The sequence below is a fragment of the Nocardia sp. CY41 genome (assembly GCF_009829325.1).
In the GTDB taxonomy this organism is placed as follows: domain Bacteria; phylum Actinomycetota; class Actinomycetes; order Mycobacteriales; family Mycobacteriaceae; genus Nocardia.
The window spans coordinates 415,100-428,734 of the sequence record NZ_VUOS01000001.1; the positions used below are offsets into that span (position 1 = coordinate 415,100).

Here is a 13,635-nt window from a genome sequence, read left to right on the forward strand (position 1 = left end):
CGGGCTACTTCCGGCGCAACGCGGCGATGCGCTCGTTGAGTTGGTCGGCCGAGGCCAGCGCGGTCGGCGGCCCGCCGCACTCGCGGCGCAACTCGCCGTGGATCACCCCGTGCGGCTTGCCGGTGCGATGGTGATGCATCGCCACCAGGCTGTTGAGCTCGCGCCGCAGTTCGCCGAGCCGATCGGCCGTGGCGACACGCTCCGCCGCGCCGGCCACCTGGGCACCTGCATCGGGGACGGGCGCGGGCACACTGCGCTCGGCGACCTGCTTGGCCTGCCGCTCGCGCAACAGCGCGCGCATCTGCTCGGCGTCCAGCAGCCCCGGGATTCCCAGATAGTCGGCTTCCTCGTCGCTGCCGGCGAAGGTCGCGGTGCCGAACGAGGACCCGTCGTAGATCACCTGGTCGAGCTCGGCGTCGGCGGCCAGCGCGACGAACGACTTCTCCTGCTCGCCCGGCTCGTCCTGCTGCTTGTTCGCCTCGATCAGCAGTTCGTCGTCGAGGCCGTTCTTCTCCCGGTGCGGCTTGCCGATGACGTGGTCGCGCTGCAACTCCAGCTGCGCGGCCAGATCCAGCAGCACCGGCACCGACGGCAGGAACACGGTCGCGGTCTCGCCGGGCCTGCGGGCGCGCACGAACCGCCCGATCGCCTGCGCGAAGTACAGCGGGGTGGAGGCGCTGGTCGCGTACACCCCGACCGCCAGGCGCGGGACGTCGACGCCCTCGGACACCATGCGGACCGCGACCATCCAGGGTTGGGTGCTCCTGCTGAACTCGGCGATGCGGCTGGAGGAGGCCGGATCGTCGGAGAGCACCAGCGCGGGCTTCTCCCCCGAGATGTGCTCCAGCAGTTCGGCGTAGTCACGGGCACGGTCCTGGTCGGTGGCGATCACCAGGCCGCCCGCGTCGGGCATACCGGAAGCGCGCTTCTGGCGCAGCCGGATGTCGGCGGCGCGCAGCACGGCGGAGATCCAGTCGCCCGCCGGGTCGAGCGCGGTTCGCCAGGCCCGCGCGGTCTGCTCGGCGTTCAGCGGCTCGCCGAGGCGCGCGGAATACTCCTCACCCGCGCTGTCGCGCCAGTGCGCCTCGCCGGAGTAGGCCAGGAAAACCACCGGCCGCACCACTCCGTCGGCCAGGGCCTCGGCGTAGCCGTAGGTGTGGTCGGCGCGGGACTTCGGGAAACCGGACTCGTCGGGCTCATAGACGACGAACGGAATCTGGCTGTCGTCGCTGCGGAAGGGGGTACCCGTCAGCGCGAGGCGGCGGGTGGCGTCGCCGAACGCCTCGGCGGTCGCGTCACCCCAGCTCTTCGCGTCTCCCGCGTGGTGGATCTCGTCGAGGATGACCAGCGTCCGGCGATTCTCGGTGCGCACGCGATGGCGCGAGGGGTGCGCGGCGACCTGGGCGTAGGTGACCACGACACCGTGATAGTCCCCCGAGGTGCCGCCGGTGGAGTTGGAGAACCGCGAGTCCAGCGCGATACCGGTGCGCGCGGCGGACTGCGCCCACTGGTGCTTGAGGTGCTCGGTCGGCGCGACCACGGTGATCTGGTCCACGGTGCGGTCGGCCAGCAGTTCGGCGGCCACGCGCAGCGCGAAGGTGGTCTTACCCGCGCCCGGGGTGGCCACGGCGAGGAAGTCCCGCGGCTTGGTGGCCAGATACTTCGTCAGCGCACGTCGCTGCCAGGCGCGGAGGGAGCCGCCGACGGCGGTGCTCACCGTTGTCGAATCGCCCGGCGTCTCCGCTTCTCCCGCCACAGCGGCGCCACCCGACCCAGTCACGCAGACGACCCTAGCGGCCCGGCACGGCGTGTCGCCAAACCGACGCGGCGGTCGCGATGGGCGTCACACAGCCGCCGGCCGGGATGCTGGGTGTTCACCCGATGCGCACCGACACGTCGCGTGCACAGCCCGATACGGATCGCCGAAGTGCGCGATGCTGTAAGCACGATGACCGAGCACCGCGCCCTCCCGGGCGATCCGCCGCGGACCGACGCACCGTCGACCCGCGCCGCCGCCGTGCGCACCCCTGGATGGGCCGACCGCGCGGGCGCGCGGGCCTCGGTGGCGGGAAAACGGGCCGCGGAGCTGATCGTGCGCGTGGCACAGAAGGCCTGGGCGGATTCCATCTTCGCCAAATCGGCCGCGGCGGCGTTCTGGCAGACGCTCTCCTTGGCTCCGCTGCTGCTCGGGGTGCTCGGCAGCCTCGGTTACGTCGGCGGATGGTTCGGCCCGGACACCGTGCAGATCGTCGAGTCCAAGATCATCGCGTTCAGCCGGGACCTGTTCAGCGCCAACGTGGTGTCCGACCTGATCGAGCCGACGGTGCAGGACGTCCTCGGTCGCGGGCGCGGCGCGGTGGTGTCGGTGGGTTTCGTGCTGTCGCTGTGGGCCGGTTCCTCGGCGATGGCCACCTTCGTCGACTCGATCGTGGAGGCGCACGACCAGCAGGACGCGCGGCACCCGGTGTGGCAGCGCATCTTCGCCCTGCTGTTGTACGTGCTGTTCCTGGTGGCGGCGGTGTTCATCCTGCCGCTGGTGGCGCTGGGGCCGACGCTGATCGGGCGGGTGCTGCCCGGCGCGTGGCGGGCGACCGGACTGCAACTGCTGGATTTCTTCTACTACCCGGGCGTCGGCCTGCTGCTGATCGTCGGGCTCACCACCCTGTACAAGCTGGCGCTGCACACCTCGCTGCCCTGGCACCGCCTCTTCGGCGGGGCGCTGGTGGCGGGGGTCTTCTTCATGGCGGCCAGCGACGTGCTGCGCCGCTACCTGTCCTGGGTCACTCGCACGGGCGTCACCTACGGTGCGCTGGCGACGCCGATCGCGTTCCTGCTGTTCACGTTCTTCCTGGGTTTCGCGGTGATCCTGGGCGCGGAGTTCAACGCGGCGGTGCAGGAGTTCTGGCCCGCCCGGGCGACGCGCATGGAGCAGGTGAAGGAATGGATCGCCAACCAGGTACGCGGCGAGAACGGTGCCGACAACGAGGACGCGTCGGACCCGGACGAGGCCGCCACGGCCCGTGACGAGGCCGCCACGGCCCGTGACGAGGCCGGGTCCGACGGCTCGCGCGCCGTGCTCGAGCTGCGAAAGGCGGGGTCCGCGCCAGGCGAGTAGGACCGGTCAGTCGCCCTTGCGTAGGCCGTCGTAGACCTTCTTGCACTCCGGGCACACCGGAGAACCGGGCTTGGGCGAGCGGGTCACCGGGAAGACCTCGCCGCACAGCGCGACCACGTGGGTGCCCATCACGGCGCTCTCGGCGATCCGGTCCTTCTTCACGTAGTGGAAGAACTTCGGGGTGTCGTCGCCCGTCGTCTCGTCGGTCGTCGTATCCGGGCGAACCATGGTGTCGGTGCTCACGCATTCCATGATGCCCCATCAGCAGAAACCGGGTCGACCACGGTGGCGCGTCCCGGATCACCAACGATTCCGGAGCCGAACCCGACCGCGGAGTGTGCGCACCCGGACCACGAGTGGAAGACTCGGGGTATGCAGCAGAACGGCGATTCCCCATCCGCCGACGGCCGCGACCGCGAAGAGCACCCCGACGTGACGATGCCGACGCAGCCCCGCCGTTCCCCCGGATACTTCCCAGGCAATGACGACAAACATCCGGCGCTGATCACCGAGGCGGCGCCTTCGCTGGAGGATCAGCACCGCGCTCGCGTGCGCCGATACACGATCATCATGGCGTTCCGCATACCGTGCCTGGTCCTCGCGGCGGTCGCCTACAGCGCGTTCGGCAATCCCCTGTTGTCGATCCTGATCATCGTGGCGTCGATCCCGCTCCCGTGGATCGCGGTGCTGATCGCGAACGATCGCCCGCCGCGCCGCAAGGACGAACCCAGCCGCTGGGACCGTCCGCGCACGGCCATCGAGTCGCGCCCGCACAACGCCATCGACAACTGACGGCTCCGGCTCACCGCACGCCAGGGGCCGGTGCCGGAGCACGGCGGATGATTGCCGACATCACGGCGGCGGCGCCACACAGACCGCCCGCGACGTACCAGGCGAGGTCGTAGTCGCCCTGGACGTCACGAATGACGCCTGCGCCGGTGGCCGCCACCGCGGAGCCGATCTGGTGGGCGGCGAACACCCAGCCGAACGCGACGGGACCGTCGGCGCCGAACAGTTCGCGGCACAGCGCGACTGTCGGCGGCACCGTGGCCACCCAGTCCAGGCCGTAGAAGACGATGAACACCCACAGGCTCGGCCGCGTGTCCGGCCCGAGCAGAGCGGGCAGTATCAGCAGCGACAGCCCGCGCAGCGTGTAGTAGCCGATCAGCAGGTAGCGCGGATCGATGCGGTCGGTCAGCCAGCCCGAGGCGATGGTTCCCGCGACATCGAAGACGCCGACGACGGCAAGCAGGCTCGCCGCGGTGGTGGGCGGCATGCCGTGGTCGTGCGCGGCGGTGACGAAATGGGTACCGACCAACCCGTTGGTCGACGCGCCACAGACCGCGAATCCGCCTGCGAGCAACCAGAATCCGGGACGGCGGGCGATCGCGGCGAGCACCGTGAGCGCGCGCGACGCGCCACCGGCGGCGGGTACCCGGAGACCGACTGCGCTGTCCGGCCCGGCGCCGTACGCGCGCACGCCCAGGTCGCTCGGATAGTCCCGGACGAACAGCAGCACCAGCGGCGCCACGGCCAGCGCCGCGCCCGCGACGATCAGCGACGGCATCCGCCAGCCGTGCGCCTGCGCCAGCGCAGACACCACCGGAAGAAAGATCAGCTGTCCGGTCGCGCCCGCGGCGGTGAGCACGCCGGTGACCAGGCCGCGCTGCCGCACGAACCACCGGCCGGTGATCGTGGCGACGAACGGCATCGACATCGATCCCACGCCGATTCCGACCAGCAGCCCCCAGGTCAGCACCAAGTGCCACGGCCTGGACATGAACACCGTCAGCCCGCTGCCCGCCGCGACCAGCAGCAGGGCGCAGGCCACTACCCGGCGGATGCCGAACCGATCCATCAGCGCGGCGGCGAATGGCGAGATCAACCCGTACAGCAGGAGATTCAGCGAGACGGCGGTCCCGATCGTTCCGTGCGACCAGCCGAACTCGTCGTGTAGCGGATCCATCAGGACGCTGGGCACCGACCGGAATCCGGCGGCGCCCAGCAGCGCGACGAAGCCGACGCCCGCGACCAGCCACGCCGGATGCAAGCGGCGGCGCGGCACGGCGTCGTCGGGAATCAGGGGCGGCGTCTGCAGTTCGGTCACCCGACGAGCGTGCCGGAATCATGCTCACGCAACGAGTGGCTGGAATGCCACATACCGCCGAATTCCTGCCAAACGCGGAAGCGGCGGTATTTTCTCGACAACGCGGGCACGCGTACCTAGGGTCGCATCGAGCCTCGCGCACCCGATCGACCGGACACGGTTCGTCGCGGGCGACAAGACAGGAGTGAACATGATTCGGTGGATCTGGGTCTTCCTGGACCGCCCGACGCAGCGTTTCGACGACTGCGCGAAGTTCTGGTCCACGGTCACCGGCACCGAGCTCTCCGCTCGGCGCGGCGCGAACGACGAATTCCTCACCTTGTTGCCCGACCCCGCGCTGTTCGCCGCCGCCGGCGTCAAGATGCAGGCGGTGACCGGGCTCGGCGGTGTGCACCTCGACCTGGACGTCGACGACATCCCCTCCGCCGTTCGCATCGCACTCGACCTGGGTGCCGAACTGGTCGCGAACCATCCGGACTACGCCGTGCTGCGCTCCCCCGGCGGCCAGACGTTCTGCCTGACGCCCAGCGGGCGCGCGACGAGCACGCCCGCGCCCGCGGTGCGTGCTCCGGACGGCACGTTGTCGCGGCTGGACCAGGTGTGCCTCGATATCGGCCCCACCGACCACGAGGTGGAGACCCGCTTCTGGAAGCTGCTGACCGGGTGGACCTACGAACCGGGGAGGCGGCCGGAATTCGCCCGGCTTCGCTCCGCGGACACCCAGCTTCCCGCACACCTGCTGTTGCAGCGCCTCGGCGAGGACCGCCCGACGAGCGCCCATGTCGACCTGGCCGCGAGCGATGTCGAGGCGACCGCCGCATGGCACGAGTCGCTCGGCGCGACCGTGGTGGAACGACACGAGCACTGGATCGTCCTGAGCGATCCGGGGGACGCGCTGTACTGCGTCACCGGACGCGACCCCAGCGGAGTCTGATCGAACCCGTCCGCGGCGCCGGGACACAGCGGCCACCCGATCGGCACCCGGCGGCAGCGGTGGCAGAGTACCGATGTGCCTACGAACCGATCGACGACCACCGGATCGCTGCTCACCGCGCTGTGCCCGGATCTGCGGACCGCACTGACCAGGGTGGGCTACGACGCCGACACCCTGCTCACGGTACTGGGCGACGCGCACGCGGCGTTGGGGCGCTCGGAGCCGGTGCCGGTACGGCGAGCCGCACGCGCGGCCGGCGAACTGGGCACGCTGATCCGCCTGCTGCTGCTCGGTGACGCCCTGCCCGAGCGGGATGTCGCCAGGGCGCTGGTGCCCGTGCAGATAGACCGCGCGGTCGCCGCGGGGCTGCTGGAGCGCGACGGCGACCAGGTGCGGGCGGCGCTCGACCTGCGGCCGCTGGACGCGGGCGCGGGCACGCGCTGGGTCCTGTCCGATCTCGACGATTCGATGCGCCGCCGCACATTGACCGAGGATCACGTGCTCGGCGTCGGCCACGCCTCCCTCTCGCTGCTGCGCGCCACGCCCACCCGGCCGGTCGGCACCGTGCTCGACCTCGGCACCGGTTGCGGTGTGCAGGCGGTGCACGCCGCCTCCTACGCACAGCGCGTCACCGCCACCGACGTCAACCCCCGGGCGTTGTGGCTGGCCGAGGCCACCGCGGCGCTCAACGAGCTGGACGTCGAGCTGGTGGAGGGTTCCTGGTTCGAGCCCGTGCGGGGCAGGCGCTTCGACCAGGTGGTGGCCAATCCGCCTTTCGTGGTGGGCCCGGGGCGCGTCGAGCACACCTATCGCGATTCCGGCCTCGCGCTCGACGGCGCGAGCAAGTTGGTGATCTCCCAAGCCGCCGACCTGCTCGTCCCAGGTGGCACGGCTGCCATGCTGGCCGCGTGGGCCCATGTCGAGGACGAGGACTGGCGCGGACGGGTCTCGTCTTGGCTGCCCGCGCACGGCGTGGATGCCTGGGTGGTGCAACGGGACGTGGCCGACCCCGCACTGTATGTGGGCACCTGGCTGTGTGACGCCGGCGCGGACCCGCGCGATCCGGACGCGCAGGCTCGTGCCGAGCGCTGGCTGGACGCCTTCGAGGCCGCCGACGTGGAGGGAATCGGATTCGGCTTCGTCTACCTGCGCGCCATCGACGGGCCGACCGAACTGCTCGCCGAGGATCTCACCCATGGTTTCGACGATCCGCTCGGCGACGAGGCCGTGCGGTACTTCGAGCGCTCCGCCTGGCTGCGAGCGGTCGCCGCGGACGAAAACCTCGCTTGGTCTTCACGTTTCGCCGTGAACCCGGCGACCGCGCTGGAGCGGGTGTATCTGCCCGGCGCCGAGGGGTGGACGCCCGAGGTGGCGCGGCTGCATCGCGGCGACGGTCCCCGTTGGCAGCACGAAGTGGATGAGGTCACTATCTCGCTGCTGGCGGGAATGCGCGCCGACGGCCTGCCGTTGTACGAGCTGATCGAACTGCTGGCGCTCGCCCACGGATCCGACGAGGTGGGCGCCGAGTTCGCCGCCGACGCGTTGTCCGTGGTCACCGGGCTGGTGCGGCACGGATTGATCGAGCCCGTGTGAGCGCACGACAACCGCGCGTCGGCCGGTGCAGGTCCTGGCCGGGGAACGTCCCCCCGCTGCGGTGCTTCTCAGGAACTTCTCAGACGAGAGGGGCGAAAACCGCTGCTCAGAGCGGTTTACGCGAGCCGTAACGGGGAACTTTCTTCCTGTCGGGTCCGTTTATCGGAGTGAGACACCACCGACAGGAGGCAAGTCATGACAAGCCCCGCCACCACTCGTGTGCGCACCAGCGATTCGGACCTCGACGCTCAGAGCCCTGCCGCCGACCTGGTACGTGTGTACCTGAACGGGATCGGCCGCACCGCGCTGCTCACCGCCGCGGACGAGGTCGAGCTGGCCAAGCGCATCGAGGCGGGCCTCTACGCGCAGTACTTGCTGGAGACCGGCAAGCGACTGTCGGCAACCCGCAAGCGTGATCTCGCGATCATCGTGCGCGACGGTCAGGCCGCCCGGTCCCACTTGCTGGAAGCCAACCTGCGTCTCGTTGTCTCGCTCGCCAAGCGTTACACCGGCCGCGGCATGCCGCTGCTGGACCTGATCCAAGAGGGCAACCTCGGGTTGATCCGGGCCATGGAGAAGTTCGACTACGCCAAGGGCTTCAAGTTCTCCACCTACGCCACCTGGTGGATCCGGCAGGCCATCACTCGCGGCATGGCCGACCAGAGCCGCACCATCCGGCTGCCCGTCCACCTCGTCGAGCAGGTGAACAAGCTGGCCAGGATCAAGCGTGAACTGCACCAGCAGCTGGGACGCGAGGCCACCGACGAGGAATTGGCCACCGAATCCGGCATTCCGGTCGACAAGATCTCCGATCTGCTCGACCACAGCCGCGACCCGGTGAGCCTTGATATGCCCGTCGGCAACGACGAAGAGGCACCGCTGGGCGATTTCATCGAGGATTCCGAAGCCACCTCGGCCGAGTCCGCGGTCATCGCCGGTCTGCTGCACCACGATGTCCGCAGTGTGCTCGCCACCTTGGACGAGCGCGAACAGCAGGTCATCCGGCTGCGGTTCGGACTGGACGACGGGCAGCCGCGCACGCTGGACCAGATCGGCAAGCTCTTCGGTCTGTCCCGCGAGCGGGTGCGTCAGATAGAGCGTGAAGTCATGGCGAAGCTGCGCAAAGGCGAGCGGGCCGACCGGCTCCGCGCCTACGCCAGCTGATCACCTCCCGGCGCCGGCCGCTTCGAGACAGCGCCGGTGTTCGGCTCGGTGACCCTTCCGCCGGGGTCACCTTCCCGCGCCGACCGGTCAGCGCGCGTACCCGTCCCCTCCGGGTGTCGCGCGAGCCGGTCGGCGGTGTTGTCTCGTGCAGGCTCAGCTCTGGTCCACCGCGATGTCGTACTTGACGGTTTCGCCGTCGACCGAGGTCACCGTGAGCAGCACACCGAGCGTGTCGCCACCGGCGGTCAGCGTGCAGCGCATGGTCGTCCCTTCCTTCCCGGTGAGATCGCCGGGGCAATCGATCGAGTCGGGCTCCTGCCCCACCTTCTCGGCGAGCGAGTCCTTGACCGACTTCTCCAGGTCGGCCTCCTGCACCTTCGGCGTGCCGATGCTCACCGAACACGCGGTGAGCGCCGCCGCGAGCAGCGACAACAGGGCGAGGCTACGGATCTTCATGTGCGAGACGGCCTTCCTTCCAGGACGAATGTGGCATCCCCAGATCGTGCTGAGCGCGTTCGTCCGTTAGCGACCGTCCCCCAGGTGACTTGTGCGAGCCGACGGCTCAGCCGCGCCACCCACTGGCATACCGTGGGGGACCGGAAATACTCACCCCAGCCGACGCGGACCGGTGTCGAACCGACTCGGCTCCGGGCCGATACGGCCGCGTGCGTAGAGGATCTCCGCCGAAGTCGGCGAGGCCAGCACGGGGTCGAAGGACAACTCCCGCATCTCCGGCAGATCATCGAACAAAGCCGAAATGCGCTGAGCCAGCTCGGACAGGGCCGCCTTGTCCACGCGGGGGCTCGCCGGGGTCCCCGACAGCAGCGGCGCGGCCCGCGGTGCGTCGATCAGGGCCGTCGCCTCGTCGGCGGTCAACGGCAGCGCACGATAGGCGCGGTCGCCGAGCAACTCGATGATCAGACCGGACAGGCCGAACTCGATCACCGAGCCGAACGAGGGATCGTCCTGCACTCGCAGGATGCAGCCGACACCCTTGGTGGCCATCTTCTGGATGTGCAACACGGGGTCACCGCACAACTCCGCCAGGTCCGCGTATCCCTGCCGCACCGCTTCCGGTCGCCACAGATCGAGCCGGACACCGGTGAGATCCGGTCTGCGCCGCCAGTGTTCGCCGGTCGCCTTGGCCGCCACCGGATAGCCGAGTTCCTCCGCGGCGGCGACCGCCTCCTCGGCATTGCTCACTTCCCGGAATTCCACGACCGAAATCCCATAGCAGGCAAGCAGTTCCACCGTCTCCAGATCGGTGAGCCGGCGACCACCCGACCCGGCCATCCAGTCGGCCACCAATTGGCGCGCGCGGTCGGTGTCGATACCCTGCGGGCGCACCACCGGCGACACAGGTCTGGTGCGCCATTCGGCGTAGCGCCGGACCCGGGCCAGAGCCCGTGCGGCGCGTTCGGGATCGGGATACGACGGGATCGACCCGTGCGCCGCCGCGGCTCCCGGACCGCGCACGGCGAGCAGGTTCGGAATCCCTTGTTCGGCCACGAACGTGGTGAGGATCGGTTTCCCCGCCTCGGGTACAGCGGCCGCCGCCGCGCGGATGGCGTCGGCGAAACCGGCGGTCGGCAGCGGAACCGGGGGAGCGAAAACCACGATCACGGCATCGGTCTCGTCGGACCGCAGGGCCGCGACCAGTGCGTCCAGGTACGCGCCCGGCGTCGCCTGCGGTCCCAGGTTCACCGGCTCGGCGACCTCGAGCCCCTCCCCCTGCGCCGCGTCGACGGCCAGCCAGTTGAGTGCCGTGCTGTTGCCGACGACCATCAACCGTGAGCCGCGCGGCAGCGGCTGGTAGCCCAGCAGGGCTGCGCAGTCGAACAGTTCGGAGATCGAGTCGACCTGGACGATGCCCGCTTGGGCGAACAGATCCCGCACGATCGAACGGTCCATGTCCCCCGCGGGCTGGGCGACCGAGCGGCCACTGCTCACCGCGACGATCGGTTTCGTCCGGGCGACCCGGCGCGCGATTCGGGAGAACTTGCGCGGATTGCCGAAGCTCTCCAGGTAGAGCAGCACCACATCGGTGTCCGGGTCGCTGTCCCAGTACTGCAGCAGGTCGTTGCCGGAGACGTCGGCGCGGTTGCCCGCCGACACGAACGTCGACAACCCGAGATTGCGCGCCGCCGCCTCGCCCAGAATGGCCGCGCCCAGCGGCCCGGACTGGCAGAAGAACCCGATCCGCCCGCGCCCGGGCAGCACCGTGGCGAGCGTCGCGTTCATGGCGACCGCGGGGTCGGTGTTCGCGATGCCGAGCGCGCTCGGCCCGACCACGCGCATGCCGTGACCACGCGCGGCCGCCACGAGTTCCCGTTCGGCTGCCGAACCCTCCTCGCCGGTCTCGCCGAATCCCGCGGTCAGCACCACAAGCCCTTTGACCCCTTTGGCCATGCAGTCGTCGAGCACGGATCCGATCGCCGCGGGCGGCACCGCGACCACGGCCAGATCGACCTCGTCGGGTATTTCCCGGACCGTCGCGTAGGCCCGGACCCCGCGCACCGACTTGCGGTTCGGGTTCACCGGGAACACCGGCCCCTGGAACAGGCCCGACAGCAGATTCGACAGCACCGCACCGCCGACGCGCCCCGTCGCCGGGGTGGCCCCGATCACGGCGACCGACCGGGGAGTGAGCAGATTGCCCACGCTGCGCGCTTCCGAGGCGCGTTCGCGCGAATCACGGACCGACAGCAGCGCTTCGGTGGGGTCGATGGCGAATTCGAGGTGCAGCACCGAGCCGTCCCTGCTGCGCTCGACCTGATAGCCCGCGTCCCGGAACACCGTCACCATCACGGTGTTCTCCGCGAGTACCTCGGCGACGAAGGTCTCGATCTTGTTCTCGGCGGCGGCGCCGGCCAAGTGCTCCAGCAGGATCGAGCCGAGCCCGCGCCCCTGGTGCCCGTCGGCCACCACGAACGCCACTTCCGCCGCGCGCGGGCCGTCCCGTTCCAGCAGTTCGTAGCGGCCCACCGCCACGATCGCCTCGCCCAGTTCCAGCACCAGCCCGACCCGGTCGTGATAGTCGACATGCGTGGTGCGGTGGAGATCCTTCGGCGAAATCCGGGGATATGGCCCGAAATAGCGCAGGTACCTGGTGCGATCCGACAGCGCGCTGTGGAAGTCCTGCAGCCGCTCGGCGTCTTCGGGTGTGATCGGCCGCAGCCGGACGACGCCGCCGTCGGAGGCCAGCACGTCCGCGAACCAGTGCTGCGGCGGCGGAGGCGGGGTCGCGGGGGTGTCCGAGGTAGCGGGAAAGTCAGTCACGAGGGTCCTCCGGGTCCAGTCCCAGCAACCCGAAAGTCGCTCGGCGGGTGGCCAGCACAGCCATGTCGACGGCACGTTGGGCGCGGTCGACCCGCGCGTCACCGGTCTCGCCGGTACCGCCGGGGCCGTCCCACGGACGGTAGGCGACGTCGCCGCCGTCGCCCATCGTGCGCGGCGGGTCGGCTCGCGGCGCCGCCGCGCGGATCGTGTCGATCCAATCCTGCGGTATCGGCGTCGCGGGGTCGACGGCCCGGTCCAACGCGGTGGCCAGCAGATGGGTCCAGGCCCGCGGCACCACGCGGACCAGGCCGTACCCGCCGCCCCCGACGGCAAGCCAGCGACCTTCGGCATACCGATCGGCGAGGTCGCGCATGGCGCGGAAGGCCGCGCGCTGTCCGTCTACGGTGAGTTCCAGATCGGCCAGCGGGTCTTCGCGATGGGTGTCCACCCCGCACTGGCTGACCACGATCTGCGGCCCGAACGCCGCCACCGCGCCGGGCACCACGGCGTGGAAACCGCGTAGCCATTGCGCGTCCCGGGTGCCGGGCAACAGCGGCAGATTGATCGCGGTGCCCTCCCCCGCGCCCGCGCCGGTCTCCTCCGGCCAACCGGTATTGGGCCACAGGGTGGCCGGATGCTGGTGCAGCGAGATGGTGAGCACCCGGGGGTCCGCGTAGAAAGCGTGCTGCACGCCGTCGCCGTGGTGAACGTCCACGTCGATGTAGGCGATCCGGTCGAAACCGTGGTCCAGCAGCCAGGAGATGGCCACCGCCGGGTCGTTGTACACGCAGAAACCCGCCGCCGAATCGGGCATCGCGTGATGCATGCCGCCGCCGATGCTCACCGCTCGCTTGCTGCGCCCCTCCGCGATCGCCCTGGCCGCGGCCAGGGTGCCGCCGACGATCGTGGACGCGGCATGGTGCATCCGCGGAAACACCGGATTGTCCGGGGAACCGAGGCCGTAGGGCGGGGCGGCAGGCGAACCCACCGGCGGCACGGCGCGTTCCACCGCGTCGAGGTAGTCGGGCGTGTGGATGCGCAGCAGCTCCGGGCGGCCTGCCTCGGCGGGTTCGAGCAGTTCGACACCCTCGAGCAAGCCGAGGCTCTCCGCCAGCGCCATGGTGAACTTGAGGCGTGCGGGCTGCATCGGATGCTCCGGCGTCCAGGCGTAATCCAGGAACCGTTCGGTCCAGACGACCGTCGCGGGCCTGCTCGGTGCGGGCGGGATCGGCGTCCGCGGTTCGCCGCGCGGTGCAGTGGCCATGATCGCAACGCTAGCGGGAAGCAAGGAACCCCGCGAAACGTTCCTATGCAGTACAAATACAAGAAAGACGCTCGCGGCCGCCTGCCGTGCGCCGATCGGGCCCCGCAATGCCGCCGGAGATGTCGTGCGCAGCGTGGAGCGACACGATCCGGCACACGGGGGTGCCGTCGTGCGTGGGT

11 protein-coding genes are annotated in these 13,635 nt (G+C 70.3%); 5 read left to right on the plus strand and 6 right to left on the minus strand.

The window, feature by feature from the left end; all coding sequences use genetic code 11:
- Nucleotides 1-4: 4 nt before the first annotated feature.
- Nucleotides 5-1,756 (minus strand): DEAD/DEAH box helicase, encoded by a 1,752-nt coding sequence (locus tag GVY64_RS02015; RefSeq protein WP_442939504.1) that lies wholly within the window; start codon nucleotides 1,754-1,756, stop codon nucleotides 5-7.
- A gap of 192 nt (nucleotides 1,757-1,948) precedes the next feature.
- Here GVY64_RS02015 and GVY64_RS02020 point away from each other — a divergent pair, with 192 nt between their 5' ends.
- Nucleotides 1,949-3,115, plus strand: coding sequence for a YihY/virulence factor BrkB family protein (locus GVY64_RS02020; RefSeq protein WP_159838066.1), 1,167 nt, complete (start codon nucleotides 1,949-1,951; stop codon nucleotides 3,113-3,115).
- A gap of 6 nt (nucleotides 3,116-3,121) precedes the next feature.
- Here the strand turns inward: GVY64_RS02020 and GVY64_RS02025 are convergent, their stop codons facing one another.
- The gene (locus tag GVY64_RS02025) at nucleotides 3,122-3,358 is read right to left on the minus strand and encodes a DUF3039 domain-containing protein (RefSeq protein WP_195083704.1); all 237 of its coding nucleotides are present in this window, start codon (nucleotides 3,356-3,358) and stop codon (nucleotides 3,122-3,124) included.
- A 195-nt stretch (nucleotides 3,359-3,553) separates the two neighbouring features.
- Here GVY64_RS02025 and GVY64_RS02030 point away from each other — a divergent pair, with 195 nt between their 5' ends.
- Nucleotides 3,554-3,907: a DUF3099 domain-containing protein gene (locus tag GVY64_RS02030; protein ID WP_228829183.1), complete on the plus strand. Its 354-nt coding sequence runs from the start codon at nucleotides 3,554-3,556 to the stop codon at nucleotides 3,905-3,907.
- A 10-nt stretch (nucleotides 3,908-3,917) separates the two neighbouring features.
- Here GVY64_RS02030 and GVY64_RS02035 read toward each other — a convergent pair whose 3' ends face one another.
- The gene (locus GVY64_RS02035) at nucleotides 3,918-5,222 is read right to left on the minus strand and encodes an MFS transporter (RefSeq protein WP_201297852.1); all 1,305 of its coding nucleotides are present in this window, start codon (nucleotides 5,220-5,222) and stop codon (nucleotides 3,918-3,920) included.
- 190 nt (nucleotides 5,223-5,412) lie between these two features.
- Here GVY64_RS02035 and GVY64_RS02040 point away from each other — a divergent pair, with 190 nt between their 5' ends.
- From GVY64_RS02040 to GVY64_RS02050, 3 genes are all read left to right on the plus strand, one after another.
- Complete coding sequence (locus GVY64_RS02040; RefSeq protein WP_159838072.1) at nucleotides 5,413-6,156, plus strand: VOC family protein; 744 nt, start codon at nucleotides 5,413-5,415, stop codon at nucleotides 6,154-6,156.
- 75 nt (nucleotides 6,157-6,231) lie between these two features.
- Nucleotides 6,232-7,749, plus strand: a complete 1,518-nt coding sequence (locus GVY64_RS02045) for a DUF7782 domain-containing protein (protein ID WP_159838074.1) — start codon at nucleotides 6,232-6,234, stop codon at nucleotides 7,747-7,749.
- A gap of 195 nt (nucleotides 7,750-7,944) precedes the next feature.
- The gene (locus tag GVY64_RS02050) at nucleotides 7,945-8,913 is read left to right on the plus strand and encodes a sigma-70 family RNA polymerase sigma factor (RefSeq protein WP_159838076.1); all 969 of its coding nucleotides are present in this window, start codon (nucleotides 7,945-7,947) and stop codon (nucleotides 8,911-8,913) included.
- A 153-nt stretch (nucleotides 8,914-9,066) separates the two neighbouring features.
- Here the strand turns inward: GVY64_RS02050 and GVY64_RS02055 are convergent, their stop codons facing one another.
- The 3 genes from GVY64_RS02055 to GVY64_RS02065 all read right to left on the minus strand — a co-directional run bounded on the left by GVY64_RS02055 (nucleotide 9,067) and on the right by GVY64_RS02065 (nucleotide 13,456).
- Nucleotides 9,067-9,369, minus strand: a complete 303-nt coding sequence (locus GVY64_RS02055) for a DUF4333 domain-containing protein (RefSeq protein ID WP_159838078.1) — start codon at nucleotides 9,367-9,369, stop codon at nucleotides 9,067-9,069.
- A gap of 150 nt (nucleotides 9,370-9,519) precedes the next feature.
- A complete protein-coding gene (locus GVY64_RS02060; RefSeq protein ID WP_159838080.1) occupies nucleotides 9,520-12,192 on the minus strand; it encodes a bifunctional acetate--CoA ligase family protein/GNAT family N-acetyltransferase in 2,673 nt (890 codons plus the stop codon).
- A complete protein-coding gene (locus GVY64_RS02065; RefSeq protein WP_159838082.1) occupies nucleotides 12,185-13,456 on the minus strand; it encodes an acetoin utilization protein AcuC in 1,272 nt (423 codons plus the stop codon). Before GVY64_RS02065 ends, GVY64_RS02060 begins: the two co-directional genes overlap by 8 nt.
- Nucleotides 13,457-13,635 lie beyond the last annotated feature (179 nt).

What these genes read in the sequence shown, in the direction of transcription:
- GVY64_RS02020 (WP_159838066.1), top strand. Translation starts at nt 1,949, where the DNA reads ATGACCGAGCACCGCGCCCTCCCGGGCGATCCGCCGCGGACCGACGCA.
- GVY64_RS02030 (WP_228829183.1), top strand. Translation starts at nt 3,554, where the DNA reads ATGCCGACGCAGCCCCGCCGTTCCCCCGGATACTTCCCAGGCAATGAC.
- GVY64_RS02040 (WP_159838072.1), top strand. Translation starts at nt 5,413, where the DNA reads ATGATTCGGTGGATCTGGGTCTTCCTGGACCGCCCGACGCAGCGTTTC.
- GVY64_RS02050 (WP_159838076.1), top strand. Translation starts at nt 7,945, where the DNA reads ATGACAAGCCCCGCCACCACTCGTGTGCGCACCAGCGATTCGGACCTC.
- GVY64_RS02055 (WP_159838078.1), bottom strand. Translation starts at nt 9,369, where the DNA reads ATGAAGATCCGTAGCCTCGCCCTGTTGTCGCTGCTCGCGGCGGCGCTC.
- GVY64_RS02065 (WP_159838082.1), bottom strand. Translation starts at nt 13,456, where the DNA reads ATGGCCACTGCACCGCGCGGCGAACCGCGGACGCCGATCCCGCCCGCA.